At 71.6% G+C, this 25,737-nt stretch carries 19 protein-coding genes; 8 read left to right on the top strand and 11 right to left on the bottom strand.

Annotated features, from left to right (window positions below; all coding sequences use genetic code 11):
• Positions 1-10: 10 nt before the first annotated feature.
• The 3 genes from P2H44_RS02700 to P2H44_RS02690 form a co-directional block, all read right to left on the bottom strand.
• The gene (locus P2H44_RS02700; RefSeq protein WP_275761873.1) at positions 11-1,396 is read right to left on the bottom strand and encodes a glutamate--cysteine ligase; all 1,386 of its coding nucleotides are present in this window, start codon (positions 1,394-1,396) and stop codon (positions 11-13) included.
• A 92-nt stretch (positions 1,397-1,488) separates the two neighbouring features.
• Complete coding sequence (locus tag P2H44_RS02695; protein ID WP_275761872.1) at positions 1,489-2,013, bottom strand: hypothetical protein; 525 nt, start codon at positions 2,011-2,013, stop codon at positions 1,489-1,491.
• A 44-nt stretch (positions 2,014-2,057) separates the two neighbouring features.
• Positions 2,058-2,834: a 16S rRNA (uracil(1498)-N(3))-methyltransferase gene (locus tag P2H44_RS02690; RefSeq protein WP_275762099.1), complete on the bottom strand. Its 777-nt coding sequence runs from the start codon at positions 2,832-2,834 to the stop codon at positions 2,058-2,060.
• A gap of 10 nt (positions 2,835-2,844) precedes the next feature.
• Here P2H44_RS02690 and ubiA point away from each other — a divergent pair, with 10 nt between their 5' ends.
• Both ubiA and P2H44_RS02680 read left to right on the top strand, forming a co-directional pair.
• Positions 2,845-3,834 carry a 4-hydroxybenzoate octaprenyltransferase gene (gene ubiA, locus P2H44_RS02685; RefSeq protein ID WP_275761871.1) on the top strand — a complete coding sequence of 330 codons (990 nt, stop codon included), beginning with the start codon at positions 2,845-2,847 and terminating at the stop codon, positions 3,832-3,834.
• Between the two features lie 95 nt (positions 3,835-3,929).
• Positions 3,930-5,216 (top strand): CAP domain-containing protein, encoded by a 1,287-nt coding sequence (locus P2H44_RS02680; protein WP_275761870.1) that lies wholly within the window; start codon positions 3,930-3,932, stop codon positions 5,214-5,216.
• Between the two features lie 75 nt (positions 5,217-5,291).
• Here the strand turns inward: P2H44_RS02680 and P2H44_RS02675 are convergent, their stop codons facing one another.
• From P2H44_RS02675 to P2H44_RS02660, 4 genes are all read right to left on the bottom strand, one after another.
• Entirely contained in the window at positions 5,292-6,467 is a 1,176-nt protein-coding gene (locus P2H44_RS02675) for a leishmanolysin-related zinc metalloendopeptidase (protein ID WP_275761869.1), read from the bottom strand.
• Between the two features lie 133 nt (positions 6,468-6,600).
• A complete protein-coding gene (gene lipA / locus P2H44_RS02670; RefSeq protein ID WP_462976250.1) occupies positions 6,601-7,608 on the bottom strand; it encodes a lipoyl synthase in 1,008 nt (335 codons plus the stop codon).
• Between the two features lie 150 nt (positions 7,609-7,758).
• Positions 7,759-8,589: a metallophosphoesterase gene (locus P2H44_RS02665; protein ID WP_275761868.1), complete on the bottom strand. Its 831-nt coding sequence runs from the start codon at positions 8,587-8,589 to the stop codon at positions 7,759-7,761.
• 57 nt (positions 8,590-8,646) lie between these two features.
• Positions 8,647-10,950 (bottom strand): xanthine dehydrogenase family protein molybdopterin-binding subunit, encoded by a 2,304-nt coding sequence (locus tag P2H44_RS02660; protein ID WP_275762097.1) that lies wholly within the window; start codon positions 10,948-10,950, stop codon positions 8,647-8,649.
• 334 nt (positions 10,951-11,284) lie between these two features.
• Between P2H44_RS02660 and P2H44_RS02655 the strand changes: the two genes are divergently transcribed.
• Positions 11,285-11,539 carry a DUF3253 domain-containing protein gene (locus tag P2H44_RS02655; RefSeq protein ID WP_275761867.1) on the top strand — a complete coding sequence of 85 codons (255 nt, stop codon included), beginning with the start codon at positions 11,285-11,287 and terminating at the stop codon, positions 11,537-11,539.
• Between the two features lie 506 nt (positions 11,540-12,045).
• Here the strand turns inward: P2H44_RS02655 and P2H44_RS02650 are convergent.
• Entirely contained in the window at positions 12,046-13,479 is a 1,434-nt protein-coding gene (locus tag P2H44_RS02650) for an NAD(P)(+) transhydrogenase (Re/Si-specific) subunit beta (protein WP_275761866.1), read from the bottom strand.
• Between the two features lie 13 nt (positions 13,480-13,492).
• Positions 13,493-15,064, bottom strand: coding sequence for a Re/Si-specific NAD(P)(+) transhydrogenase subunit alpha (locus tag P2H44_RS02645; protein WP_275761864.1), 1,572 nt, complete (start codon positions 15,062-15,064; stop codon positions 13,493-13,495).
• A gap of 495 nt (positions 15,065-15,559) precedes the next feature.
• Here P2H44_RS02645 and P2H44_RS02640 point away from each other — a divergent pair, with 495 nt between their 5' ends.
• From P2H44_RS02640 to P2H44_RS02625, 4 genes are all read left to right on the top strand, one after another.
• Complete coding sequence (locus P2H44_RS02640; RefSeq protein ID WP_275761863.1) at positions 15,560-16,339, top strand: HAD-IA family hydrolase; 780 nt, start codon at positions 15,560-15,562, stop codon at positions 16,337-16,339.
• A gap of 354 nt (positions 16,340-16,693) precedes the next feature.
• Positions 16,694-17,698, top strand: coding sequence for a DctP family TRAP transporter solute-binding subunit (locus tag P2H44_RS02635; RefSeq protein ID WP_275761862.1), 1,005 nt, complete (start codon positions 16,694-16,696; stop codon positions 17,696-17,698).
• A 220-nt stretch (positions 17,699-17,918) separates the two neighbouring features.
• On the top strand, positions 17,919-18,659 hold the full coding sequence (locus P2H44_RS02630; RefSeq protein ID WP_275761861.1) for a TRAP transporter small permease: 741 nt from the start codon (positions 17,919-17,921) through the stop codon (positions 18,657-18,659).
• 4 nt (positions 18,660-18,663) lie between these two features.
• On the top strand, positions 18,664-20,040 hold the full coding sequence (locus tag P2H44_RS02625; RefSeq protein ID WP_275761860.1) for a TRAP transporter large permease: 1,377 nt from the start codon (positions 18,664-18,666) through the stop codon (positions 20,038-20,040).
• Between the two features lie 528 nt (positions 20,041-20,568).
• Here the strand turns inward: P2H44_RS02625 and P2H44_RS02620 are convergent.
• Positions 20,569-23,250, bottom strand: coding sequence for a DNA translocase FtsK (locus tag P2H44_RS02620; RefSeq protein WP_275761859.1), 2,682 nt, complete (start codon positions 23,248-23,250; stop codon positions 20,569-20,571).
• An 80-nt stretch (positions 23,251-23,330) separates the two neighbouring features.
• Positions 23,331-24,542 carry an aminotransferase class I/II-fold pyridoxal phosphate-dependent enzyme gene (locus P2H44_RS02615; RefSeq protein WP_275761858.1) on the bottom strand — a complete coding sequence of 404 codons (1,212 nt, stop codon included), beginning with the start codon at positions 24,540-24,542 and terminating at the stop codon, positions 23,331-23,333.
• 452 nt (positions 24,543-24,994) lie between these two features.
• On the opposite strand from P2H44_RS02615, the gene P2H44_RS02610 reads away from it, so the two are divergent.
• Positions 24,995-25,645 carry an exopolysaccharide biosynthesis protein gene (locus tag P2H44_RS02610; protein WP_275761857.1) on the top strand — a complete coding sequence of 217 codons (651 nt, stop codon included), beginning with the start codon at positions 24,995-24,997 and terminating at the stop codon, positions 25,643-25,645.
• The last annotated feature ends 92 nt before the right edge of the window (positions 25,646-25,737 follow it).

The raw sequence follows: 25,737 nt of genomic DNA, 5'->3' as shown, positions 1-25,737 counted from the left end.
GGCGGCCGCCTCAGTAGCTGTATTCTCCGTAGACCTTCGAGAGATCGCCGCCCCATGCGCCGTGGTAGCGCGCCAGAAGCTCGTCGGCGGGCGTCATGCCCGTCTCGACCGTCTCGCGCAGGGCGTCGAGGAAGTGGGTCTCGTCGGGGATCAGGCCGCCGGCGCCGGGGCGCGCGCGGGCCTTGAGACCGGCCTCGGAGATCGACAGCACCTCCCGCGCCAGGTCCTGCATCGAGCGGCCGCGGATCTCCGCCTCCAGCCCGCGCTTGGCGGCGTCGCGGCGCAGGGCCTCGCGCTCCTCGGCCGTCCAGTCCTTAGCGAGGTCCCAGGCGGCGTCCAGCGCCGGGGCGTCGTAGAGCAGCCCCACCCAGAAGGCCGGCAGGGCGCAGATCCGCCGCCACGGGCCGCCGTCGGCGCCGCGCATCTCGATGAACTTCTTGATGCGCGCCTCGGGGAAGGCGGTGGTCAGGTGGTCGGCCCAGTCCGACAGGGTCGGCGTCTCGCCCGGCAGGGCGGGCAGCCGGCCCTCCATGAAGTCCCGGAAGCTCTGGCCGAGGGCGTCGATGTACTTGCCGTCGCGGTAGACGAAGTACATCGGCACGTCGAGCGCGTAGTCCACCCAGCGCTCGAACCCCATGCCGTCCTCGAAGACGAAGGGCAGCATGCCGGTGCGGTCGGGATCGAGGTCCTGCCAGATGCGCGAGCGCCAGGACTTCTGGCCGTTGATCTTGCCTTCGAAGAAGGGGGAGTTGGCGAAGAGCGCGGTGGCCACCGGCTGCAGCGCCAGCCCCACGCGCAGCTTCTTGACCATGTCGGCCTCGGACCCGAAGTCCAGGTTCACCTGGATGGTGCAGGTCCGGTACATCATCTGCGTGCCCCAGGGGCCGATCGACTGCATGTAGCCGGTCATCAGCCGATAGCGCCCCTTGGGCATCATCGGCATGTCCTCGTGGCGCCATTCCGGGGCCGCGCCCAGGCCGATGAAGCCGGCGCCGATCTCGTCGGCGATCTCCTTCACCTCGGCCAGGTGCCGGTTCGACTCGTCGCAGGTCTGGTGCAGCGTCTCCAGCGGCGCGCCCGAAAGCTCGAGCTGCCCGCCCGGCTCCAGGCTGACGTTGGCGCCGTCCTTGGTCAGGCCGATCAGGTGGCCCGATTCCTCGATCGGGTCCCAGCCGAAGCGGTCGCGCAGGCCTTCGAGCATGGCGCGGACCGAGGCGGGGGAGCCGCCCGCCGGCGCCTCGTAGGGCAGCGGCTTGTGGCTGCCGCGCAGGTAGCCGAACTTCTCGTGCTCGGTCCCGATGCGCCACTGGTCCGCGGGCTTGCAGCCGGCGGCGAGGTATTCGGCCAGCTGTTCGCGCCGCTCGATCGGGCCGCCGCCGCTCTGAGGTATCGACATGCCCGCTCCCGGCGTCTTCTTCGCCGCGCGAAGTGGCGGCCACGGGCAGACTTAGAAGGGGCCGCGGGACGGGGCAACCCCGTTCTGGACCGTCAAATGAGGCTGCGCGCGTGGACCGAGCGTCGCCAGATCGGGCGCACCCCCAGCCCGTCGTGCTCGAAGGCCTTCGAGGCGCGCATCACCGAGAAGCCCGGCAGCACCGACAGCGCCTCGGGGATCTGGTCCGCGCCGCGGGCGCGCACGGCGATCACCACCGGCAGGCCGTCCATCGGGCGCAGCCGCCAGGCGAGGCCGGCGTTGCGCTTCAGCAGCACCGCCTCGACCGTCCACAGCTCCTCGACGCGGACCACGCCGCCCCAGAGCTGCTCGTGCCCCTCGGGCGCGAGATAGGTGATGCGGCCCTCGGCGACCTCGACCACGCCGGGACCGTCCGAGTCGCCCTTCATCCGCGCTCGGCTGAAGGCGACCACGGCCCAGGCGGCGGCGGGCAGGCCCAGCGCCGCGAGGCCCCAGCCGAGCCATCCGCCCTGCAACGCGGCCCGCAGGCCGACGCTCAGCAGCGCCACCGCCAGCGTGGCGGCGATCAGGGTCTCGGCCCAGCGGCCCAACGCCTGCATGGCTCCTTCCCCCTCTCCGCCGGGAAATGCGCTCGTCCCGTCGCTCATGCCGTCGCCCCCTCGGTCCCGTTCCAGTCCCCCAGCGCAGCCTGCCATATCGTCAGCGCCGAAGCCGCCGCGGTATCCGCGCGCAGGATGCGCGGTCCGAGCGACACGGGCGTGACGTAAGGGGCGGCGCGCAGGCGCTCGGATTCCGCCTCGTCGAAGCCCCCCTCGGGGCCGATCAGAACCGCCCAGGGGCCGGCGTCCGCACCCGGCGCGGGCGCATGGGCGGCCAGCGCCTGCGTGATCGGGGGCGCGTCGCGCCGCTCGTCGCAGAACAGCAGCCGGCGGGCGGGGTCCCAGGCGTCGAGCACGCGGTCCAGCCGCTCGGCCTCCATCAGCTCGGGCACCGAGAGGAAGCCGCACTGCTCCGCCGCCTCGACCATGTGGGCCTGCAGGCGGTCGGGGCGCAGGCGCTCGGCGTTGGTGCGGCGGGTGAAGACGGGGCGCAGGGCGGCGCAGCCCAGCTCGCAGGCCTTCTCGACGATGAAGTCGGTGCGCGCCTTCTTCACCGGGGCGAACAGCAGCCACAGGTCGCGGGGGCGGGTCTGCGGGCGGGTCCGCTCGACGCAGGTCAGCGCGCCGCCCTTGCGGCTCGCCTCGCTCACCTCGGCGCGCCATTCGCCGTCGCGGCCGTTGAAGACGAGCAGCGTATCGCCCGGGGTCAGGCGCATCACGTTGAACAGGTAATGGGCCTGCTCCCGCGAGGGTTCCAGCACCGCGCCCGGCGACAGTTCGCCCGTCACGCAGAGCCTGACCTTCGCCGCCTTTTCTGCCATAAGCCCCCGCATGAATGCGCCACGCTCCGAAACCCCGCCTTGGGATAACCCGCCCGCGCCGGATGGTCGAGTTGCCGATTCCACCGATCGCAACTGGGTCGACCGCTTCGCGCCCGAGTGGAGCCGCCCCTTCCTGCGCCTGAGCCGGGCCGACCGGCCGGCGGGGACCTGGCTGCTGCTGATCCCCTGCTGGTGGAGCCTGGCGCTCGCGGTCGCGGCCGATCCCGCCGGGGGGCGTCCGGAAGACCTTTGGATCGCTGGGGTCTGCGCGGTGGGCGCGTTCCTGATGCGCGGCGCGGGGTGCACCTGGAACGACATCACCGACCGCGACATCGACGGCGGCGTGGCGCGCACCCGCTCGCGTCCGCTGCCCTCGGGCCGCGTCACCGTGAAGCAGGCCGTGGCGTGGATGGTTATACAGGCGTTCATCGCCTTCTTCCTGCTGCTGACGCTGCACCCGGCGGCGATTCTCCTCGGCGTCGTCTCGCTGGCGCCGGTGTGCATCTACCCGTTCATGAAGCGCGTGACCTGGTGGCCGCAGGTGTTTCTGGGCCTGGCCTTCAACTGGGGCGCGCTGCTGGCGTGGACGGCGCACACCGGCTCGCTCGGCTGGCCGCCGGTGCTGCTCTACCTCGCCGGCATCGCCTGGACGCTGTTCTACGACACGATCTACGCCTGCTGCGACCAGGAGGACGACGCGCTGATCGGGGTGAAGTCGACCGCGCGCCTGTTCGCCGAATCCACCGGACGCTGGCTGTTCGGCTTCCTCGTCGCCGCGGTGCTGCTGGCGCTGTCGGCCGCGGTTCTGGCGACGGCCTGGTCGGGGGCGGCGACGATGGTCGCGGCGATCCTGGGCGTCTGGGCCTTCGCGCTGCGCCTGCACTGGCAGCTGCGCCGCTTCGACCGCACCGACGGCGCGGTCTGCCTGCGGCTGTTCCGCGACAACCGCAACGCGGGCCTGCTGATGGCCGCGGGCTTCGCCGTCGCGGCCCTGCTCTAGCCGGCGCCTCAACCTTCCCTTCACCCTTGCGAAACCGGGCGTAAAGCCGCCCCGGTGCAGGGTCCCCCCCGGAGCAAGCCGAGGGGGTTGGGATCGTGGCATCCGCGAACGCGTTCGCCCAGTACATGGTCGAGCTGATCAACCGTTTCCGCCTGGACCCGGGCGGGGAGTTCGACCGCATCGTCCAGAACCGGGCCACGACCACGGCGCACGACGCCGACGTCACGGTCGCGCTGCGCTGGTTCGGCACCGACCTGCGCGCGCTGGAGACGGAGCTGGCCGCCCTCTCCGCCGCCCAGCCGCTGGCCTGGAACGGCCGGCTCGCCCAGGCCGCCGCCCGGCATTCCTCCCTGCTCGACCGGGCCGACGTGCAGTCCCACCAGGTGACCTCGCTGGGCGAGGCGCCGCTGGGGGAGCGGATCCGCGACGCGGGCTATTACGGCTCCCGCGTCGGCGAGAACGTCTTCTCCTACGCCGAATCCGCCCGCCACGCGCATGAGGCCTTCGTGGTCGACTGGGGCCCCGACGCCGACGGGATGCAGGCCGGGCGCGGCCACCGGGTGAACCTCGCCTATGCCGGCTTCGCCGAGGTGGGGATCGGCGTGGTGAAGCAGGACGACGCCTCGGCCTCCACCGGCCCCTGGATCGTCACCCAGAACTTCGGCGCCCGCCCCGACGCCGGCCCCGTGCTGACCGGCGCGGCCTGGCGGGACAAGGACGGCGACGGCCTGTTCTCGATGGGCGAGGGGATCAAGGGCCTGCGCGTCGCCGCCGAGGGCCGGGGCAAGACCGCCTCCGCCCCCGCCGGCGGCTGGTCGCTGGAGGTCGGCGAGGGCCGGGCCGACCTCACCCTCTCGGGCGCCGCGGCGAAGGGCCGGATCGTCGCCGAGGTGCAGGTGGGGCGGGAGAACGCGAAGCTCGACCTGATCGACCGCAAGATCCTCGCCACCAGCGCCGACCTCGACCTGAAGAAGGGCGCGGCCGCGGTGATCGCGCTCGGGACCGGCGACGTCGACCTCTCGGGCAAGGGCGGGCGCGACCGGCTGGAGGGCAACGCCGGGCGCAACGTCCTGGACGGCGAGGGCGGGACCGACCGGCTCTCCGGCGGCGGCGGACGCGACCTGATCGAGGGCGGCAAGGGCGACGACCTGCTGCGCGGCGGCGGCGGGGCCGACACGTTCCTGTTCCATGCCCGCGACGGCCACGACCGCATCCTCGACTGGGGCAAGGGCGACGCCGTCGCGCTGGGCGGCGGGCTGGCGCGGGCGGACGTGACGATCTCCGCCCACGACGGCGACGCCGTCCTCGCCTTCGCGGGGACCGAGGTGGTGGTGGAGGACGCCGCCGGGCGCATCGACCTCGCCGACCTGCTGCTGGCCTGACGGCCCCCGCTAACGCAGAACGGCCGCCCGGGCGTCCCGGGCGGCCGTTCTCGCGCCGTCGGGCGCCGGCGCCGCTCAGGCGACCAGCAGGTCGTCCAGCTGCGGGATCGGGGCCAGCGGGTCGGCCGCGTCGAAGATCGTGTCGTAGCCCATGTCCTCGAGCGCGGCGACGGTGGTGGCGGAGATGTAGTTGTCCGCGTTCACGTAGCCGGTCATGATCTCCTTGCGGAACAGCATCTCGTCCCAGTGGACGCCCGCCGTGCCCGCGCCGCCGTCCATCTCCACCGGCACGCCCTGGCCGGCGTAGGGATCGACGCCCGAGGGGCCCGGATACTCCGCCTGCCAGGCGAGGGTGGCGTTGGCGCCGTTGAAGCGCGTCTCGCCGTTCACCGTGGACAGCAGGCCCAGGTCGTCCCACTGCGGGCCGAAGCCCAGCACGTGCATCATCTCGTGGAAGGCCACGTCGTCGGCGGTGCCGTCGGTCATCAGGCGCGCGATGTCGGCCGAATCGAACCGGACCGTGCCGGCCCAGGGCAGGTCGTTCGCGCGCACGCCGCTCAACGCCGCGCGGGCGATGGTGCCGTAGGAGCCGTCGATCGAGCCGATCGACAGGGTGATGCGCACGTCGTCGATGACGCTGTAGTCGGCGATGTCGCCGGTAACCAGGGTCGAGATCATCTCCGCGGCCAGCAGCATCGCGGACTGCTGCTCGACGGTCCAGGTCCCGTTGAAGATCAGCTCGACGTTGAAGTCGCCGGTCACGCCCAGGTCGCCTTTGCCCGAGACGTAGACGTCGTAGAGCCCGTCGGCGCCGGCGGTGTTGTAGGGCCCGTCGCCGGTCCCGGGGTCGGTCCCCGGGTCGGTGGGATCGGTGGGATCGGTCGGGTCCGTGGGGTCGGTCGGATCGGTCGTGCCGCCGCCGTTGCCCTTGCCGCCGCCCTTGCCCTTGGCCGAGGCGCCGTCGGTGGTCGTGCCCCCATCGGTCGTGCCGCCGTCGGTGGTCCCGCCGTCGGTCGTGCCGCCGCCCTTCTTCCCGCCCCGGGCGCTGAAGAACTCGGTGGAATCGAGATCGTCGGGATCGAAGTCGATCCCGTGCTTGTCGAGCATCTTCTCGATTTTCTTGAGGAGCTTGTCGTGCTTCCCCTGCTCGGCCCAGCGGTCGAGCTTGCGCTCCTGCCGGTCGGTCAGGACGTCGAGCACATCATCCGGCAGCCCATCGGTCCAGGCCGCCGGGAACACGCGGTTACGCATCTATCTTCTCCATCCCACACGGGATACGCGAGTCACGGACGCGACTAGAGCGTGCGCGAGGCCTGACGTCAATATGAACTAGGGTTTCATGTTGGTTAACAACGGCAACGACCGCGCGTCGCCGTCGCCGTCCTCAGCGCCCGATCGCCTTCAGCCGCGCCGCCCGCAGGCGGGCGAAATCGTCGCCGGCGTGGTAGCTCGACCGGGTCAGGGGCGTGGCCGAGACCATCAGGAAGCCCTTGCCCCAGGCCGCCCGCTCGTAGGCGGCGAAGGCCTCCGGCGTGACGAACTCGGCCACCGCGTGGTGCTTGGGGGTGGGCTGCAGGTACTGGCCCACGGTCAGGAAATCCACGTCGGCCGATCGCATGTCGTCCATCACCTGGTGGACCGCCGCCCGTTCCTCGCCGAGCCCCACCATGATGCCGGACTTGGTGAAGATGGTCGGGTCCAGCTCCTTCACCCGCTGCAGCAGGCGCAGGGAGTGGAAGTAGCGCGCGCCGGGACGGACCTCCGGATACAGGCCGGGAACCGTCTCGAGGTTGTGGTTGAAGACGTCGGGGCGCGCCTCGACCACCATCTCCAGCGCCGAAGGGGCGCATTTCAGGAAATCGGGGGTCAGGATCTCGATCGTCGTGTCGGGCGCCTTGCGGCGAAGCGCGCGGATGGTGCGGGCGAAGTGCTCGGCGCCGCCGTCCTCGAGGTCGTCGCGGTCCACGGACGTGATCACCACGTGGCTCAGGCCCAGCTTCGCCACGGCGTCGGCGACGCGGGCGGGCTCGAACGCGTCCAGCGCCTCGGGGCGGCCGGTGGCGACGTTGCAGAAGGTGCAGCCGCGGGTGCAGATCTCGCCCATGATCATCATCGTGGCGTGGCCCTGCGACCAGCACTCCCCGACGTTGGGGCAGCCCGCCTCCTCGCACACGGTGGCGAGGCGATGCTCCTTCACGATCCGCCGGGTCTGCTCGTAACCCTCGCCGCCGGGGGCCTTCACCCGGATCCAGGCCGGCTTGCGCAGGATCGGCGCGTCGGCGCGGCCCTGCTTCTCGGGGTGCCGCTGGGCGCGGTCCTTGAGGTCGCGCGGGCGCACCAGGCGCGGCGCGGGGGCGGCGGAGGGATCGGCGGGGGTGGTGTCGGCAGCCATGGCGGGCCTCCCTTGCTTGCCGTCGTTTAGGACGGAATCGCCCGCCGTGCAAACGGGGCGCGCAGGGGACGGGCGCGCGACGGCGACGCAGGGGAAGGCCCAGCCGCCTCGCCCCCGTCCTGCGCCCCACGGCGCGGGCGCAGGCGCGCCTCAGCTCGTCAGGAAGGCCGGCTCGACGCCCGTCTCCAGCCGCACGGCCGAGAGCACGCCGGAGTAGTAGGCGCCCGTGTCCACCGCGATGCGCCCGCCGGCGTGGCCGGCCTCGTCCACCACGTAGTGGCCGTAGACCACCCACAGCCCGTCCTTGCGCGGGATCGAGAAGAAGCGCGAGACGCCCCAGGTCATCGTCCGGTCGGACTGAAGCTCGGGCGGCGCCTCGGGGTCGGCGCCGGCATGGGCGAAGAGGACCTTGCCGAAGCGCGCCCAGGCGGGCAGCTCGCGCACCATCGCCAGGTCCTCGGCCGCGGCCTCGGCGAAGCGGGCGGCGACCTCGACCAGGGCCTCGCCCTCGGTGGTGGGGGCGACGCCGCCGATCTCGTAGCTCGCCAGGGTCTGCAGGCCGCCGTTGCGCAGCCAGCGCGCGCCGGCCTCGGCCGGGGCGTCGACGAAGGCGACCATCATCTCCTCATGGTTGCCGCGCAGGGCCACCACCTCGGCCGGGCCGTTCGCCCAGCCGCCGCGGGTCACGATCCCGCGCAGGCGCGCCAGAACCTGGGCCGACTGCTCGCCCCGGTCGACGTAGTCGCCCATGGTCACCAGGCGCCACGCCTCGTAGCCGCGGTCCTTCGCGTCCTGGTTGATCCGGCCCAGAAGCCGTTCCAGCAGGTCGGCGCGCCCGTGCATGTCGCCGATCGCATAGGTCGGCATGTCGATCTCGAGCGGGGCGTCGAAGCCCTGGCCGCCCTTCTTCTTCGCCTCGCCCGACGGCGGAGCGCCGTCGCCGCCGCCGCCGCCCATCAGGCGCTTGAGGAATCCGATCATCCGTCCCCCCGGGTCGGTCGCCGCGCGGCCCTTCGGACGGTCGCGCGGCGGCTTCGTTCACTCGGCCGCGACCTTCGCGGCGTTCAGCCAGGACCAGACCCGCTGCGGGGTCAGCGGCATGTCCACGTGGGACACGCCCGCGGCCGAGACCGCGTCCAGCGCCGCGTTGGTCACCGCGGCCAGCGCGCCGACGGTGCCGGCCTCGCCGCAGCCCTTCATGCCGATCGCGTTCGCGGTCGAGGGCGTGCCCTCGTGGAAGAACGGCATGTCCGGCACCTCGTAGGCGCGCGGCAGGGAGTAGTCCATGAAGGTCGCGGTCAGCAACTGCCCGCTTTCATCGTACACCACCTGCTCGTTGATCGCCTGGCCCACGCCCTGCACCACGCCCCCGTGCACCTGGCCGATGGCCAGCACCGGGTTCATCAGCAGGCCGAAGTCGTCGACGACGGTGTACTTCACCACCGCCAGCTTGCCGGTGTCGGGATCGACCTCGACCTCGCAGATATGGCAGCCGTTGGGGAAGGAGCGGCCGGGCACCGTGTTCTCGGTCTCGTGCACCAGCATCGCCGGATCGCCCAGCGAGCGGGCCTTGGCCCCCAGCGTCTCCAGCGTGACCTCGCGGTCGGTGCCGGCGACGCGGAAGGCGCCGTCCTCGAACACCAGGTCCCCGCCCGAGACCTCCAGCTCCTCCTCCGCCATGGGGCGGAACTTCTCGATCATCTCGTCGGAGGCGGCGTTGATCGCGTTGCCCTGCATGGTGACCGAGCGCGAGCCGCCGGTGCCGCCACCGGTCTTGATCAGGTCGCTGTCGCCCTGGATCACCCGGATCCGGTCGTAGGGCAGGCCGGTGCGCTCATGCAGGATCTGGGCGTAGACCGTCTCGTGCCCCTGCCCGTTGGACTGGGTGCCGACATAGAGGTTGTAGCCCCCGTCCTCGGCGAACTCGATCTTGGCGGTCTCGTTCTGGGCGCCGAGGATCGACTCGATGTAGGTGGCCAGCCCCCGGCCCCGCAGCAGGCCCTTCTTGGCGCTCTCGGCGCGGCGCGCCTCGAACCCGTCCCAGTCGGCCTCGGCGAGGCAGCGGGTCATCACCCGGTCGAAGTCGCCCACGTCGTAGACCTGGCCGACCAGCGTCGTGTAGGGGAACTTGTCCTTGGGGATGAAGCTCTTGCGGCGGACTTCCGCCGGCGACATCCCGAACTGGCGGGCGGCGGCGTCCATCAGCCGCTCGATCTGGTAGATCGCCTCCGGCCGGCCGGCGCCGCGGTAGGAATCCACCGGGCAGGTGTTGGTGTAGACGCCCTTCACCTCGTAGAGGCCGACCTGCACGTCGTAGACGCCCGGCAGCACGTTCTTGGCGACCTCGGAGGGGATGTACTGCCCGAAGGGCGAGTTGTAGGCGCCCAGGCCCGCGGTGACGCTGAAGTGGATCGCGGTCAGCTTGTGGTCGGCGTCGAAGGCGCCGCGGGCGATCGTGACGTGATCGCGGCCCATCGCGTCGGTCATCATCGACTCGGAACGGTCCGCCATCCAGCGCGCCGGGCGCCCCAGCTCCTTGGCGGCCAGCGCCACCACGAAATGCTCGGGGTAGTTGAAGGCCTTCATCCCGAAGCCGCCGCCGACGTCGGGGTTGGTGATGCGCACCTGCTCGGGCGCGAGGCCGATCTTCTTCGACATCTCCCGCTTCAGGCCCCACACGCCCTGGCCGTTGGTCGAGACGTGCAGCTTGCTCCCGTCCCACTCGGCCCAGGCGCCGCGGGTCTCCATCGGGTTGGCGATGACGCGGTTGTTGACCAGCGGCAGCTCGACGACATGGGCGGCCTCCGCGAAGGCCGTCTTCGTGGCGTCCTCGTCGCCGAAGGCCCAGTCGAAGGCGAGGTTGCCCGGCGCCACGTCGGGATGCACCTCGGGCTGCTCGCGGGCGAGCGCCGTGTCGAAGGCGGCGGGCAGCTCCTCGAAGTCCAGCTCGATCAGCTCGGCGGCGTCGCGGGCCTGGGCCTGGGTCTCGGCCACCACGGCGGCGATGGCCTCGCCGACATAGGCGACCTTGTCGGCCGCCAGGATCGGACGCACCGGGGCCGCCCCGGTCGAGCCGTCGCGGTTCTTCACCACGCCCGCGTCCATGGAATTGCGCAGCTTGCCCTCGAGGTCGGCGGCGGTGAACACCGCCAGCACGCCCTCGGCCTCGCGCGCGGCCGAGGCGTCGACCTTCGTCAGCCGCGCGTGCGCCACCGGCGCGCGCAGGAAATGCACCCAGGCCGCGTTCTCTGGCGCGGTGTCGTCGACATAGCGCCCGCCGCCGGTCAACAGGCGCAGGTCCTCCTTGCGGACGAGTGGCTGGGCGACGCCGAACTTCACCATGTCGATCATCCCTTGCTGGTCCGCGCCCCGTTTTCGGCGCGGACCGGGGGGCGTCCGCGCCCGGAGGCGGATAATTCCTTCGCGCCCGACCCTAGCCCTGCGGGGCGGGAAGTCCATATGAAGGCGGGCCGGAATTGGCCGGCCCGCGGCGGCGCGCCCTGCGCCCCCGCCTCTTCGAGGTCCCCTCCGCCCCGCCGCCGACGCTCCGACCGCGCCCCGCGCGCGGCGGTCCCGGCGCCGCCGCCCGGGGGATCGACCCTCGGCGCGCGCCGGAACGCGGGCGCCTCTCGGCCGGCGATGGTATGGTTCCGGCCCCCGGGAGGAACGAATCACAATGAATACAACCGACGATCGAATCGCCGAGACGTTGCTCGAACTCGCCCGCAGCCCGGAGGCCGTTTCCGGCTTCTGCCCCTCCGAGGCCGCCCGCCGCCTGGCCCCCGACGACTGGCGCCCCCTGGTGGACCGCGTGCGCATGGTGGCGAGCCGCCTGCAGCGCGACGGCCTGATTTCCGTGACCCAGAGCGGCAAGGCCGTCGACGCCCTCTCCGCCCAGGGCCCCATCCGCCTCAGCCGCCCCCTGCACTGAGCCGCCCCCCCTCTTCCGCGGCGCCGCCCCCCGCCGGACGGCGCCCGCCCCCCCCCGGCCAGCCACCCACCCCTTCCAAACAGCCCCCGCACCGATCCGGCCGCCCCTCCAGGCGCCCGGTCGCGACGCCTGCGTCCCGCGCGCAGCGCCTGTTCTCCGGAGCCGTCCGTCGCTGATGCCGTGAAGAGCGACTCGTCGGGAGGGGTCCAGGATCGCGAAGCGACCCCGCCCTTGGGCGGGGCTTGTCCTTGACCCCTCCCGACGAGTCGCTCAGGCATCTTCAGCGACGGACGGCTGCGGAGGACAGGCGCGGGCCCTGTTCTTTGGTGAGTCAGGAAGCGGCCTTCCCCCTCGCCGACGACGCTCCGCCGGGCCCCTCTCGCTCCGGCCCGCGGCGCGCCCAAGCCCGCCCGCAGGGCGCCTCCGTCCCCGCTCCCCCCAACGCGAAAGCGCCGCGCATTTCTGCGCGGCGCTTCCCTGTCTCGTCCGTCCGCGGGAACCGCGGATCAGCCCAGCTTGGCCAGCAGCGCGTCCAGCGAGGCCTTGGCGTCGCCGTAGAACATCCGCGTGTTGTCCTTGAAGAACAGCGGGTTCTCGATGCCCGAGTAGCCGGTGCCCTGCCCGCGCTTGGACACGAACACCTGCTTGGCCTTCCACACCTCCAGCACCGGCATCCCGGCGATGGGGGAGTTGGGGTCGTCCTGGGCGGCGGGGTTCACGATGTCGTTCGCCCCGATGATGATGACCACGTCGGTCTCGGGGAAGTCCTCGTTGATCTCGTCCATCTCCAGGACGATGTCGTAGGGGACCTTGGCCTCGGCCAGCAGCACGTTCATGTGCCCCGGCAGACGCCCCGCGACGGGGTGGATGGCGAAGCGGAACTCCTTGCCCGCCGCGCGCATCTTGCGCGTCAGCTCCGAGACCGCCTGCTGGGCCTGCGCCACCGCCATGCCGTAGCCGGGCACGACGATGATGCTGTCGGCCTCCTCCAGCGCCGCGGCCACGCCGTCGGCGTCGATGGCGACCATCTCGCCCTCGACCTCCATCGCCGGGCCCGAGGAGCCGCCGAAGCCGCCCAGGATCACCGAGACGAAGTGCCGGTTCATGGCCTTGCACATGATGTACGACAGGATCGCGCCCGAGGAGCCGACCAGCGCGCCGACCACGATCAGCAGATCGTTGCCGAGGCTGAAGCCGATCGCCGCCGCCGCCCAGCCCGAGTACGAGTTGAGCATCGACACGACCACCGGCATGTCGGCGCCGCCGATGCCCATGATCAGGTGGTAGCCGATGAACAGCGCCATCACGGTCATCAGCAGCAGCGGCAGCAGCCCGCCGGAGTTGAAGTACCAGATCAGCGACAGCACCGAGATCGCGGCGGCCGAGGCGTTCAGCACATGCCCGCCCGGCAGCTTCTTCGCCGCCGACGTGACCTTGCCGGCGAGCTTGCCGTAGGCGATGACCGAGCCGGTGAAGGTGATCGCGCCGATGAACACGCCCAGGAACAGCTCGACGCGCAGGATCGCGATCTCCACCGCGTCCTTCTTGGCGAGCAGGGCCGCGAAACCCTCGAGCCCCACGCGCGCCGCGTCGTCCATGGCCATGACCCGGCCGAGCTCGACATGGGCGTTGTAGCCCACGAACACCGCGGCGAGGCCGACGAGGCTGTGCATGGCCGCGACCAGCTGGGGCATCTCGGTCATCTGCACGCGCTTGGCGACGAAGAAGCCGATGATGCCGCCGGCCGCGATCAGGATGACCGACAACAGCCAGAGGCCCGAGCCCGGGCCCACCAGCGTGGCGGCCACGGCCAGCGCCATGCCGGCGATGCCGTACCAGACCGCGCGCTTGGCCTTCTCCTGGTTCGAGAGGCCGCCCAGCGACAGGATGAAGAGAACCGCCGCGACCACGTAGGCCGCGGTCGAGAATCCGTAGTCCATGTCCTCGCCCTCCTTACGATTTCTGGAACATGGCGAGCATGCGCCGGGTGACGAGGAAGCCGCCGAAGATGTTGATGCCGGCCATGAAGACCGACAGCGCGGCGAGCACGATCACGATCGTCGAGTTCGAGCCGATCTGCATCAGCGCGCCCAGGATGATGATCGACGAGATCGCGTTCGTGACCGCCATCAGCGGCGTGTGCAGCGAATGCGCCACGCCCCAGATCACCTGGAAGCCCACGAAGACCGACAGCACGAAGACGATGAAGTGCTGCATGAAGCTCGCCGGCGCGACGAGGCCCACGGCCAGCAGCAGCACGGCGCCCACGACCAGCAGGGTCACCTGGCTCTTGGTCTGCTTCTTGAAGGCGGCGATCTCGGCGGCCTTCTTCTCCTCGGGGGTCGGCTCCTTCACCTTCTCCTTCGGCTTGGCGGCCGCGATGGCCTTCACCTTGGGGGGCGGCGGCGGGAAGGTGATCTCGCCCTCGTGACACACGGTCGAGCCGCGGATCACGTCGTCCTCCATGTTCACGACCGGCTTGCCGTCCTTCTCGGGCGTCAGGTCGGCCATCATGTGGGCGATGTTGGTGCCGTAGAGGTTCGAGGACTGGGTCGCCATCCGGCTCGGCAGGTCGGTGTAGCCGATGATGGTGACGCCGTTCTCGGTGACGATCTTGTCGTCGGGCACGGTCAGGTCGCAGTTGCCGCCGCGCTCGGCGGCGAGGTCGACGATCACCGAGCCGTTCTTCATCGCGAGGACCATGTCCTCGGTCCACAGCTTCGGCGCGGGCCGGCCGGGGATCAGCGCCGTGGTGATGACGATGTCGACCTCGGGCGCCTGGGCGCGGAACAGCTCCAGCTGCTTCTCGCGGAACTCAGGCGAGGAGGGGGCCGCGTAGCCGCCGGTGCCCGAGCCGTCCTGCGTGTCCTCGAAGTCGAGGAACAGGAACTCCGCGCCCATCGACTCGATCTGCTCGGCCACCTCGGGGCGCACGTCGAAGGCGCGCACGACGGCGCCCATCGCCTGGGCCGCGCCGATGGCCGCCAGGCCCGCGACGCCTGCCCCGACGACCAGGATCTTCGCCGGCGGCACCTTGCCCGCGGCGGTGACCTGGCCGGTGAAGAAGCGGCCGAAGTTGTTCGCCGCCTCGACCACCGCGCGATAGCCGCCGATGTTGGCCATGGACGACAGCGCGTCCATCTTCTGCGCGCGGCTGATGCGCGGGACCATGTCCATCGCCAGGACGGTCATCTTCTTGGCGTTCAGCGCCGCCAGAAGCTCCTCGTTCTGGGCGGGCCAGATGAAAGAGATCAGCGTCTTGCCCTCGGGGGCCGCCTCGACCTCTTCCGTGGACGGCGCGCGCACCTTCACGATGACGTCGGCCTGGCTCCACAGGTCGGCGGCGGTGTCGACCACCGTCACGCCGGCCTCGGCATAGGCCTCGTCCTTGAAGCTCGCGGCTTCGCCCGCTCCGCTCTGCACCAGGCAATCGTAGCCCAGCTTCTGCAGGCGCTTCGCGCTCTCTGGCGTCAGGGCGACCCTCTTTTCGCCCTCGAAGATCTCAGCTGGGGCGCCGATCCTCATGCGTCCCTCCTCCATGTTCTCCTTCGGACGCGACGGCGCCCGGAAGGGGAACAGACCTTCCGGGCGCCGCTTTGTCCACCGTCGGTTTGGCCTAGACGCGCGAAACAGGCAAGACGTCCAGACCCCCAATTGCGCAACAATATTGCGCGGCCGTTCGCCGCGGCGCGTCACGAGGGGCGGAGCGGCGGGAGTCGTCGCTCCCGACCGATCCATCCTCACGTCGGATATGCATCCTCAGGCGTCGGTGTCGAGCCGCGAAAGGCTCGACGTCGCCCGCCCGGGCCTGTATCATGGCGGAAATGCGGCGTGACGTTCGGATTCCTTAACAAACGCGCCGCCGTCATCGACCTGTCGCCGAGCGCGGGCATCATTGCCGACGCCCGCCCTCGACCCGGACCGATCCGCACATCCCGCGGACGCCTCGCTCCCCGCCTTCCCCACGCAGGCGGCCGGAGCGCCCGCATCGGCGTCCGACCCCATCGATGGAGCTTCGTCATGACCCTCACGGCCGTGATTTTCGACGTAGACGGCACCCTCGCCGAAACCGAGGAGCTGCACCGCGCCGCCTTCAACGCCGCCTTCGCCGAGGCGGGCCTCGACTGGACCTGGGACCGCGAGAAATACGACGAGCTGCTGGCGGTGGAGGGCGGCCTCGCCCGCATGCGCCACTACGCCGAGATCCACCGCCCCCGCGACCTGGCCAACATGGAGCATGCCGGCGACTTCGAGCGCGTGCACGAGCGCAAGTCCGAGCTGTTCCTGTCGATGATGGAGGAGGGCGCCGCCCTGCGCCCCGGCGTCGCCCGCCTGATCGAGGACGTGCGCTCGTCGGGCCTCAAGCTCGCCGCCTGCACCACCTCCTCGCGCGAGACCTTCGAGGCGCTGATCCTCAACGCCTTCGGCTTCGAGGCGCTGGAGTGGTTCGCCGCCGTCGTCACCCGCGAGGACGTCGAGGCGGTGAAGCCCGACCCCGCGCCCTACGCGCTGGCGATCAAGCGCCTCGGCGTGCCGCCCCAGACCGCGGTCGCGATCGAGGACAGCGCCCGCGGCGTCGCCTCGGCCGGCGGCGCGGGCCTGGCGGTGCTGGCGGCCCCCGGCCTCTACACCCGCGACGAGGACTTCTCGGGCGCCTTCCTCGTGGTCTCCGACCTCGGCGAGCCGCAGGCGCCGTTCGAGATCCTGGCCGGCGACCCGGGCCCCTTCTCCTGCGTCACGGCCGAGGCGCTGCGCGACTGGCACGGCCGCCAGTGCGGCGGCGAGGGCGCGGTGGCCTGACCGGCGGCCTCGGCCCCCGCCCCGGCGGGACAGGTCCGTCCCGACCGACGTCCGCATGATCCTCCCCCCGGCGGCGGCCTCGCTCCGCCGCCGTCGAATCAGCCCCGCCGCGCGGCCTCCCGGTCGCGGCGGGCGCCCCTCCCGGCCACGCTGCACCGCAGCGAATTTACCGCCGGCAGGTTGCGGCGCCGAAAGCGCGGACCATTTCGCCATCCATCGGGCGGAAAGGACCGCTTCGGCGCGCTCCAGGGCTTGCCTTGCGCACGCAAACGTCATTTACGCCGCACCAGCCGCCCCCTACGGTTGGCGGCGAAGGGTCCTTTGCGCATTCAGGAACCCAAGGGAGGACAGGACATGCGCTTTCTCAAGATCACCGCCGCCGTCGCGGCGGCCATGATGATGACGTCCGCCGCCGCGCAGGCCGCCTGCGACGACGGCGAGATCGTCATCAAGTTCAGCCACGTCACCAACACCGACAAGCATCCCAAGGGGATCGCCGCGTCGCTGCTGGCCGACCGGGTGAACGAGGAGATGAACGGCAAGGCCTGCATGGAGGTCTACGGCAACTCCTCGCTCTACAACGACGACCAGGTGCTGGAGGCGATGCTGAACGGCGACGTCCAGCTCGCCGCGCCGTCGCTGTCGAAGTTCGAGACCTTCACCAAGAAGTTCCGCATCTTCGACCTGCCGTTCATGTTCAAGAACATCGACGCGGTCGACGCCTTCCAGGCCTCCGAGACCGGCCAGGGCCTGCTGGACTCCATGCAGCGCCGCGGCCTGCAGGGCCTGTCCTACTGGCACAACGGCATGAAGCAGATCTCGGCCAACAAGCCGCTGCTGCTGCCCTCCGACGCCAAGGGCCTGAAGTTCCGCGTGCAGCCCTCCGAGGTGCTGAAGGCGCAGTTCGCGGCGCTCGAGGCCAACCCGCAGGCGATGGCCTTCTCCGAGGTCTACGGCGCCCTGCAGACCGGCGTCGTCGACGGGCAGGAGAACACCTGGTCCAACATCTACGGCCAGAAGTTCTTCGAGGTGCAGGACGGCACCACCGAGACCAACCACGGCGTCATCGACTACCTGGTGGTGACCTCGGTCGACTGGCTCGACGGGCTCGACGCCGACGTGCGCGACCAGTTCCTCACGATCCTCGACGAGGTGACGGCCGCCCGCAACGGCGAGTCCTTCAAGGTCAACGAGGAAGCCAAGCAGTCGATCATCGACGCCGGCGGCGTGGTGCGCGAGCTGACGCCCGAGCAGCGCCAGGCCTGGGTCGACGCGATGAAGCCCGTGTGGGCCGAGTTCGAAGGCGACGTGGGGGCCGAGAACATCGAGGCCGCCCAGCAGATCAACGCGTCCATGTAATCGAGGCCGGACGCCGCCCGCCCCGCCCGCCGGGGCGGGCGGCGAACCGACCCGCACGACGACGACGCGCCCCTCCCGCCGGCCTGGCCGCCGGGAGGGCGCGGACCGGCGCCGGAGGTCCTCTGGGAGGAGAGGCCCCCGGCGCGCAACGGTTCCGGCGGCCGGCTCGCGCGCTCCAGCCCGGGGCGCGACGCCCCCGTCGGCAGGGGGGGAGGCCCCGATGCATCACAAGGCCCGCACGCCCGCGGGGCGCGCGATCAACGCCGTCGAAGAGACGCTGATCGCCGCCATCCTGGGCGCCATGACGCTGATCACGTTCGCCAACGTGGTCGCGCGCTACGTCTTCAACTCCAACATCCTGTGGGCGCTCGAGGTCACCTCGTTCCTGTTCGCCTGGCTGGTGCTGCTGGGCGCGAGCTACTGCGTGAAGGTCACCGCGCACCTGGGCGTGGACGCGGTGCTCAACATCGTCTCGCCCGGCGTGCGCCGGGCGCTGTCGATCGTCGCCGCGCTCATCTGCCTGGCCTTCGCGCTGCTGCTGCTGAAGGGCGCCTGGGACTTCTGGGCCCCCTACGGCGAGATGAACGCGACCTCGGGGCGCTGGTTCCCCACGGGCTTCGCCAACTCCCGCGGGCAGGGCTGGTACGAGATGAACGACGTGCCCATGCCCGCCTTCCTCAACGAGACCTTCGCCGCCTGGTTCAACGAGGGCGAGGCCTACGAGAAGATGCCCCGGCTGATCCCCTACGTGATCCTGCCCCTGTCGATGCTGCTGCTGGTGCTGCGCTTCGCCCAGGCCCTGTGGGAGCTGCTCTCGGGCGAGCGCGCCTCGCTGATCGCCTCCCACGAGGCGGAGGAGGCGGTCGAGGACGCCCGCTCCCACCACGCCATCCCCGAGCCCGGGGCCCGGGACCCGCTGCACCACCACGACCCCGCGCACCGCGGCCCGAAGGAGCGCTGAGACCATGGAAGTCGCGATCCTTTTCGCCGTCGTCATCGGCCTGCTGCTGATCGGCGTCCCCATCGCGGTGGCGCTGGGCGTCTCCTCGACCCTGTTCCTGCTGGCGCTGTCGGACAGCTCGCTGGGGTCCATCGCCCAGACGCTCTACAACGCCATGGCCGGGCACTACACGCTGCTCGCCATCCCCTTCTTCGTGCTGGCCTCGACCTTCATGTCGACGGGCGGGGTGGCGAGCCGGATCATCCGCTTCTCCATCGCCTGCGTGGGCCAGTTCCGGGGCGGCCTCGCGATCGCCGGCGTCTTCGCCTGCATGCTGTTCGCGGCGCTCTCGGGCTCGTCCCCGGCGACGGTGGTCGCCATCGGCGGCATCGTCATCGCGGGCATGCAGCAGGTCGGCTATTCCAAGAGCTTCGCGGCCGGCGTGATCTGCAACGCCGGCACGCTGGGCATCCTGATCCCGCCCTCCATCGTGATGGTGGTCTACGCCTCGGCCACCGACGTCTCGGTCGGGCGCATGTTCCTCGCGGGCGTGATCCCGGGCCTGATCGCGGGCCTGATGCTGATGATCGGCATCTACGTCGCCGCGCGGGTGAAGAACCTGCCGAAGGGCGACTGGAAGGGCTGGGGCGAGGTGATCGCCTCGGGCATGGACGCCGGCTGGGGCCTGTTCCTGATCGTGATCATCCTGGGCGGCATCTACGGCGGCGTGTTCACCCCGACCGAGGCCGCGGCGGTCGCCGCCGTCTACGCCTTCCTGATCGCGAACTTCGTCTACCGCGACATGGGCCCGCTGAAGGACGCGGGCGCGGGGCGCCCGGTGTCGTTCCTGCGCAAGCCCTGGAGCCTGCTGACGGTCTGGGTCCACCCCGACACGCGCGACGCGCTGTTCGAGGGCGGCAAGCTGACGGTGACGCTGTTGTTCATCATCGCCAACGCCCTGATCCTCAAGCACGTTCTGACGGACGAGCAGATCCCCCAGGCGATCGCGAACTCGATGCTCGACGCGGGCTTCGGCCCGATCATGTTCCTGATCATCGTGAACGTGATACTGCTGATCGGCGGCCAGTTCATGGAGCCGTCGGGCCTGATCATCATCGTGGCGCCGCTGGTTTTCCCGATCGCGATCAGCCTCGGGATCGATCCGATCCACCTGGGCATCATCATGGTGGTGAACATGGAGATCGGGATGATCACGCCGCCCGTGGGCCTGAACCTGTTCGTGACCTCGGGCGTGGCGGGAATGCCGATGTGGGACGTGGTGAAGGCGGCGCTGCCCTGGCTGGGCATCCTCTTCATCTTCCTGATCATGGTGACCTACATCCCGCCGATGTCGACCTTCCTGCCCACCTACTTCATGGGCCCGGAGATCATCACCAAGTAGGCCGCCGCCCCGACGCGCGACGCCTGCAACGAGAAGGGCGCGACGGTCCCCCCGTCGCGCCCTTTTTCCGTCCCGCGCCGCCTCCCTGCACGCAGGCGCCGCGTCCCCCCTCGCGCCCGTGGCCGCCGCCCCGCCCGCGGCGCGCCCCCAGGCCTGCGCCGGCCGCGCGCGTCTCTCCGCCGGCCGGCCTTGCGCCAGGCGCCGCCCGCCCCACGCGCCGCGGGGAGCGCCTGTTCTCCGGAGCCGTCTCTCGCGGATGCCGAAAAGAGCGACTCGTCCTCCCCCATCCAGGATCGCGAAGCGACCCGCGCTTGCGCGGGCTTGTCCTTGACGGGGTAGGGCGAGTCGCTCAGGCATCCATCAGCGAGAGACGGGTCCGGAGAACTGGCGCGGGGCGTCTTGTTCTTGGGTGAGTCAGGAGCGCGCCGGAGGTTCCCGCCCTGCCCAGATCCGGGCGCGACGAAAGCCTCGGGCCCAAGCCCGCCCGCAGGGCGCCTGCAGACCGCCCCGGCGCCGCAGGCGCCGGGATCAGACCTCGCCCACCAGGATCTCCCGCTTGCCGACCTTGTTGGCCGGGGTGACCACGCCCTGCTCCTCCATCTGCTCCACCAGGCGCGCGGCGCGCTGGTAGCCGATGGCGAGCTTGCGCTGGATGTAGGAGGTCGAGCACTTGCGGTCGCGCGCCACGATCGCCACCGCGCGGTCGTAGAGGTCGGCCTCGGAGTCGTCGCCCGCGCCCAGGCCCAGCACCGCGTCGATGTCGGCCGCGGCCTCCTCGTCGGGGCCGTCGGTGACGCCGCCGATGTAGTCGGGCTCGCCCTGGGCCTTGAGGTGCATCACCACCTCCTCGACCTCCTCGTCCGAGACGAAGGGCCCGTGCACGCGCGTCACCCGCCCGCCGCCGGCCATGTAGAGCATGTCGCCCATGCCCAGCAGCTGCTCGGCGCCCTGCTCGCCCAGGATGGTCCGCGAGTCGATCTTGGACGTCACCTGGAACGAGATGCGGGTGGGGAAGTTCGCCTTGATGGTGCCGGTGATGACGTCGACCGAGGGGCGCTGCGTGGCCATGATCAGGTGGATGCCCGAGGCGCGGGCCATCTGGGCCAGGCGCTGGATGCAGGCCTCGATCTCCTTGCCCGCGACCATCATCAGGTCGGCCATCTCGTCGACCACGACGACGATGAAGGGCAGCTCCTCGGGCTCGAACTCCTGGGTCTCGATGATCGGCTCGCCGGTGTCGGGGTCGAAGCCGGTCTGGACCGAGCGGGTGAAGGCCTCGCCGCGGGACTGGGCGTCGCGGACGCGCTGGTTGTAGCCCTCGATGTTGCGCACGCCCATGCGCGACATCTTGCGGTAGCGGTCCTCCATCTCGGCGACCGTCCACTTCAGGGCCACCACCGCCTTCTTGGGGTCCGTCACCACCGGGGACAGCAGGTGCGGGATGCCGTCGTAGACGCTGAGCTCCAGCATCTTGGGGTCGATCATGATCATCCGGCACTCCTTCGGCGACAGCCGGTAGAGGAGCGACAGGATCATCACGTTGATCGCCACCGACTTGCCCGAGCCGGTGGTGCCCGCGATCAGCAGGTGAGGCATCCGCGCGAGGTTCGCCACCATCGGCGCGCCGGCGATGTCCTTGCCCAGCGCGATCAGCAGCTTCTCCTTGGCGTCGCCGAAGGACTTCGCGGCGAACAGCTCGCGCAGCAGCACCTTCTCGCGCACCTCGTTGGGCAGCTCGATGCCGATGATCGAGCGGCCGGGCACGGTCGAGACGCGGGCGGCGAGCGCCGACATCGACCGCGCGATGTCGTCGGCGAGCCCGATCACGCGCGAGGCCTTCAGGCCCGGCGCCGGCTCCAGCTCGTACATGGTCACCACGGGGCCGGGGGAGACCTTCACGATCTCGCCGCGGATGCCGTAGTCGTCCAGCACCGCCTCGAGCATGCGGGCGTTCTCCTCCAGCGCCTCGGTCGAGTGCTGGGGGCGCGCGATCTCGCGCGGGTTCTGCAGCAGCGAGAGCGGCGGGCAGGACCAGGCCGCGTCCTCCGAGAGGTCGTCGAACTCGAACTTCGGCTGCTGCTCCGCCTCCGCCCGGCGGCTGACCGGCACCTTCTTCAGCGGCGCGGCGACTTCCGCGCGCGGCTGGGGAACCGGGATCGGCGCGGGCGCGCGCGGGGCGGGGGCCGCGACCGGCGCCTCGTAGGCGTCCTCGTCGTCGTAGAGGATCTCGTCCTCGTCCAGCTCCGGCTCGCGGCGCGACATGGCGGCGGGCTCGATGCGCTTGGCGGCCGAGCGGATGCGGTCCAGCACGCTGGGCTCGCGCGGGCCGGCGCCCCGCTCCACCGGCTCGTCGTCGAGCGCCGAGCCCAGGCGCGGGCGGCGGCGGCGCGCGGTGAGGGGGGGCTCGTCCTCGACCTCCTCCTCGTCGTCGTCTTCGTCGTCATAGGCCTGCGCCGGCTCCCGACGCGCGGCGCCGTAGGGCTCGGGCGGGGCCACGCGGGCCGAGCGCGGGCGCGAGACCCGCCGCGCGGCGCCGCCCAGCACCAGCCCCACCAGCCCCAGCGAGGTGCGCGAGGCCCAGGCGAGGCCCGAGACCAGCCAGCGCAGGATCTCGGCCGCCTCGGCCGTGTCCATGCCCAGCGCGAGGCCCCCCAGCAGCACGGTCGCGACCAGCAGCCCGGCCGAGAGGATCGGCAGCGACAGCTCCAGCCCCCAGGGCATGTAGGCGACCAGCGTGCGGTCGGCGCCGTCGCCGATCAGCCCGCCCAGCCCGTAGGGATGCGGCCAGCTCTCGGGCGGCACATGGGCCGACAGGCAGGCCGCCGCGGCCAGGATCGCCACCGGCGCCACCAGCAGGCGCGACCAGGCCCGCCACTCGCCCTCATGCGTCACCAGCCGCCAGCCCCAGACGCCGGGCAGCAGCACCAGCGACCAGGCGGCGAGGCCCAGCGTGCGCATCAGCGGATCGGCGAGATAGGCGCCCGGCAGGCCCAGCCAGTTCGACGGCGCCCCGTCCGAGGCGTTGAAGAAACTGGGATCGTTGGGGTCGTAGCTGGCCAGCATCCCCGCCGCCACGACCGCCAGGATCGCCAGCGCCAGGCCCGCGAACTCGGTGAAGCGGCGGCCGATCACCTCGGACCAGCTTTCCGGCAGGAAGGCGTCGCGGCCGCCGAAGTCGTCGTCGAGGTCGGAACGGGAGAAGAACGCCATCGGTCTGCCTGTCTTTCCTGTTGTCTTGGCCTGTCGTCAGGGCCGCGCGCCCGGCCGGTCGACGGCGCGCCGGCCCTGCCTCAGCCCAGCGTGTCGCGGATCAGGGTCAGCCCGCGCTCGACGTCGTCCACGGATTCCACCAGCGCCGCCCGGATGTAGGCGTCGCCCGGATCGCCGCCCCCCAGCCATTCCGGCGAGGGGCGCGAGAGATAGGCGCCCGGCAGCACCCGCACCCCGGTCTTCTTCCACAGGTGCAGCGTCGCCGCCTCGCCGTTCCCCCACTTCGAGGAGACGTCGATCCACAGGAAGAACCCGGCCTCGGGCGGGCGGTAGCCCTCCATGTTCCCCAGGATGCGGTCCGCCAGCCGGTATTTCTCGTGGTACAGGGCGCGCGAGGCGTCGACATGCGCCTCGTCCCGCCACACCGCGGCCGAGGCCATCTGGATCGGCCCCGGGATCGGCGCGCCGGTGTAGGCCCGCAGCTTGCGCATCGCCGCGATCGCCTTCGGCCCGCCCGCGCAGAAGCCCGAGCGGATGCCCGGCAGGTTCGAGCGCTTGGAGAGCGAGTGGAACACCATCACCCGCTCGGGGTCCGCGCCCATCTCCTGCGCCGCCTGCAGGGCCGAGGGGGGCGGCGTCTCGCGCCAGATCTCGGAATAGCACTCGTCGGCGAAGACGTAGAAGTCGTGCTTCTCGGCCAGCGCGATCAGCCGCTTCCAGCGCCCGAGGTCCGCGACCACCCCCTGCGGGTTGGCGGGCGAGCACAGGTAGACCGCCGCCGTGCGCGCCAGCAGCGCCTCGTCCAGGTTTTCGAAGTCCGGCAGGAAGCCGCTCTCGGGCGTGGCGGGGACGTAGATCGGCTCCGCCCCCGCGGTCAGGGCTGCGACGGCGTAGCACTGGTAGAACGGGTTGGGGATCAGCACCGCCGGCCGCTCGCCGTTCTTCTTCTCGGGCACCAGCGCGAGGCAGGCCGCGAACAGCCCCTCGCGCGTGCCGTTCAGCGGGAAGACATGGCGCTCGGGGTCGGCGCGATCCTCGGCGATGCCGAAGCGGCTGCGCAGCCAGCCCGCGATCGCCTCGCGCAGCTCGGGATAGCCCTCGTTCGGCGGGTATCGGCCGTAGAGGTCGTGGTGGCGCGCCAGCTCCTCGCCCAAGAAGGGCGGCAGCGGGTGGCGGGGCTCGCCCAGCGACATGGGAAGCAGGGGACCGCCCGCCGGCGTCCCCTCCAACAGGGCCCGGAGCCGCGGAAACGCGTACTCCGGCAGGTCCGAGAATCGCTCGGGCTGCTGCATCTTGCCTGGCCTCATTCCGACGGGGCCGTCATTTGGCGCGGCCCTCGTTTCGCGAAAAGATACCTTGGGCAGGGGGATGCGTCCAGTTTTGCATACAGGGCATGAACCCCGGCGCGCCCCCTGTGGCCGAGCGGACCCGGCAGGCCCCGCCGCCGGAGGTCCCGGTCCTGACCTGGCGGGCCTGGGTCCAAGACCACGCCCGGGTCGCGCCCAGCCCCTTCGTCCGCCGCGCGCCGCAGGGCGAACCGCCCGGCCTCCTCCCGCGCCGCGCCTGAGCCGCCCCCATCCGCGCGCGCAGAGGCATCCCTGCCCCGGGCGCCCCGCTCCCGACCGGCCTCCGGCGCCCCTCCGCGCCCTGCGAACCCGGCCGCGTCGCGCCCGCGCGGTCCCCTTGAAACCCCGGCCCGCCGCCCGAGATCGTGACACGACCCATTGCAGACCCGGAGTTTTCGATGTCCCACGACGCCGCCCCGGAGCCGACCCCGCATTCGGGCCCGCACTCGGGCGCCGACGCGTCCGGGTCCGGCCCGATCTCCACCGTCCTCGACCGCCTCGACGAGGCCGCGACGCACGACCGCCCCTCCGCCGGCGAGATCGTCGAGGCCGTGGGCCGCCAGTCCCACGTCACCCTGCTGCTGGTGCCCGCGCTGGTGGTGATGACGCCGCTGTCGGGGATCCCGCTGCTGTCCTCGGTCTGCGGCCTGATCATCGCGCTGGTCAGCCTCGCGGGGCTGCTGGGGCGCGACCGGATCTGGCTGCCGGGCTTCGTGACGCGCCGCCGGGTGGACGGCGACCGGCTGGGCGAGGCGGTTGCCTGGCTGCGCAAGCCCGTCGGCTGGATCGAGCGGCACACCCGCCGCCGCCTGCCCCGCCTGGTCAGCCCGCCCGCCGACCGGGCGATCCTGCTGCTGTGCCTGCTGTGCGGCCTTGCCATGCCGGCGCTGGAGCTGGTGCCCTTCACCTCCTCCGTCCTCGGCGGCGCGGTGGCCCTGCTGGCGATCTCGCTGATCGTGCGCGACGGCCTGTTCGCGAGCCTCGCCTTCGCCGTGATCGCCCTGGTCCTGGCCGCCCCCGTCCTGTTCTTCACCTCCGGCGGCGCCTGACCGCGCCTCCCGGCGCTCCCCCGCCCCCTCCAGGCGCCCCCTGCGCGACGTCCGCAGGCCCGCGCGAAGCGCCTGTTCTTCGGAGCCGTCCG

This window comes from Albimonas marina, assembly GCF_029223255.1.
Taxonomy (GTDB): Bacteria; Pseudomonadota; Alphaproteobacteria; order Rhodobacterales; family Rhodobacteraceae; genus Albimonas.
Note: the sequence above shows the minus strand (reverse complement) of the source record. Positions and strands in the feature narration are given on the sequence as shown.